The organism is Micromonospora sp. MH33 (assembly GCF_003013775.1).
GTDB classification, from domain to species: Bacteria; Actinomycetota; Actinomycetes; order Mycobacteriales; family Micromonosporaceae; genus Micromonospora; species Micromonospora fulviviridis.
The window spans coordinates 1-1,264 of the sequence record NZ_MUYZ01000640.1 but is presented as its reverse complement, the minus strand read 5'-3'; the positions used below and the strand labels follow the sequence as shown (position 1 = coordinate 1,264).

At 79.3% G+C, this 1,264-nt stretch carries 1 protein-coding gene; it reads left to right on the top strand.

Going from position 1 to position 1,264, the window contains the following annotated elements:
* Positions 1-1,264 (top strand): acyltransferase domain-containing protein (locus B0E53_RS36590; RefSeq protein ID WP_146167978.1); only part of this gene is annotated, 1,264 nt, incomplete at both ends.

Sequence of the window (1,264 nt, the reverse complement as noted above, 5' to 3'; positions counted from 1 at the left end):
CGCTGGCCACCACCCGCGCCGCCCTCGACCACCGGGCCGTGCTGCTGGTCGGTGACCCGGCCGGCGCCCGCGCCGGGCTGACCGCGCTCAGCCGGGGCGACGCCGAGCCCGCCGGAGTGCTCACCGGCCGGGTCGGCGACGGGCAGCTCGCCGTCCTGTTCGGCGGGCAGGGCGGCCAGCGCCCCGGCATGGGCCGGGAGCTGCGCGACGCCCACCCGGTCTACGCCGAGGCGTTCGACGCCGCCTGCGCCGAACTGGACCGCCACCTCGCCGGCCACGTCCCGTACCCCGTCGCCGAGGTCGTCCTCGCCCCCGAGGGCGACGCGCGGGCGGCCCTGCTCGACGAGACCCGCTACACCCAGCCGGCGCTGTTCGCCGTCGAGGTGGCGCTGTACCGGCTGCTCGAATCCTGGGGCGTCCGCCCGGACCTGCTGCTCGGCCACTCGATCGGCGAACTCGCCGCCGCCCACGTGGCCGGCGTGTTCCCGCTCGCCGACGCGGCCGCCCTGGTCGCCGCCCGGGCCCGGCTCATGCAGGCGCTCCCCGCCGGGGGCGCGATGGTCGCCGTCGAGGCCGACGCGGCCGAGGTGACCCCGCACCTGACCGACCGGGTCGGGCTGGCCGCGGTCAACGGCCCGACCAGCGTGGTCCTCTCCGGGGACGCCGACGCGGTGCAGGCCGTCGCGGCGACCCTGCGCGCCGCCGGCCGCCGGACCAGCCGGCTGCGGGTGTCGCACGCCTTCCACTCGCCGCGCATGGCCCCGATGCTCGACGCGTTCCGCGAGGTCGCCGCCGGACTCAGCTACCGGGCCCCGCAGCTGCCGGTGGTCTCGACGCTGACCGGCGGGCCGGTCGACCCGGCCCGGCTCGGCTCGCCCGAGCACTGGGTCGCCCACGTCCGCGACACCGTGCGGTTCCTCGACGGGGTACGCGCCCTGCACGGCCACGGCGCCACCACGTTCCTGGAGGTCGGGCCGGGCGGCGTGCTCACCGCCATGGCCCAGGACTGCCTCGCCGACGCCGGTGACGACCTCGCCTTCGTGCCCACCCTGCGCACCGGCACGCCCGAGCCCGAGGCGCTGCTCACCGCCGCGGCCCGGCTGCACGTGCGCGGCGTCCCGGTGGACCGGGCCGCCCTCGCCGGTCCCGGCCCGCACACCCCGGTCGCGTTGCCCACGTACGCCTTCCAGCGCCGGCACTACTGGCTGCCGCCCTCGCCCGGCGCCCCGGGCGGCGACGCCGGGCACCCGCTGCTCGGCGCGGT